At 22.6% G+C, this 945-nt stretch carries 1 protein-coding gene and 1 pseudogene; one reads left to right on the forward strand and one right to left on the reverse strand.

All coding sequences use genetic code 4. The features are described 5' to 3' along the window. Positions 1-656 (forward strand): DUF3688 family protein (locus D9R21_RS07765; RefSeq protein ID WP_158614002.1); only part of this gene is annotated, 656 nt, incomplete at its 5' end. Positions 657-703: 47 nt separating this feature from the next. Here D9R21_RS07765 and D9R21_RS06730 read toward each other — a convergent pair. Further along, positions 704-945 (reverse strand): annotated as a pseudogene (locus tag D9R21_RS06730) (integrase core domain-containing protein); the annotation flags it as partial.

Raw genomic sequence — 945 nt, forward strand, 5'->3', positions numbered from 1 at the left:
TTACTTTAAAAAACGGAGTCCCGCTTGGATGATTTTTTGATAGGGATAGCGCTTTTTTAAAATCTGTTTATCGTTGAAATAATGATAGCGAACCAAATACACCGATTATTGATTCAAAAACAGGACAAATTACAGACTGAAATTTAAAACAACAAAATAATATAAACAATGATGATGAAATTAAAGTAACTGTTAAAAACAAAGATATTTCAGAAAACCCTATTTATCAATTAGAAGCCAATTACTTTAATTGATTATCCATAACAAATGAATTAGAAACAAACAGCATACCTTCTCTTATTCCTGCTGAAATTAAATTATCCGATGGAGAATATGGTAAATATTTAACAAATTTAATTATTTCTAATGACAAAATAGAAGACTATTTAAATTATTTTTCGCAATGATATAGCTTACTTTATTCTAAAGCGGTTTGAATGAATATGACTAAAGATTTAGTTGAAGATAACATTAAAATAATTTTTTATAAACACGAAAAACTTTTTATTTTAAATCAAATTGAAATATCGGGTATATGAGGTTATGGAAATTATGATATTACAATTTTTACTGAAAAAGAACAAATTAATATTAATAATTTACAATTATTTAATAAAAATAATGAAAAATTATCATTAATTACATTAGAAATATAAAAAGTTATTTAGATTTATAAATTAGACTGCACCCATTTTAGTAAGTACTAATAAAAAGTATTTACTATTTTTTTTATTATATCTTTTTCTTTACGATTTGAATATCATGTATTTCATTTTATAACATCTTGTATATATTCTTCATGTGAATTATATATTTTATTATGGATTGTAGCTTTCTTAAGTAATGAATGAAAACTTTCTATAACAATATTATCTGCACAGTGGTATTTTTTACCCATTGAAATTATAATACCGTTAGAGACACATTTATAGTGATAAATAGCGG

It is taken from the genome of Spiroplasma endosymbiont of Megaselia nigra (assembly GCF_003987485.1).
Lineage (GTDB): Bacteria > Bacillota_I > Bacilli_A > Mycoplasmatales > Mycoplasmataceae > Spiroplasma.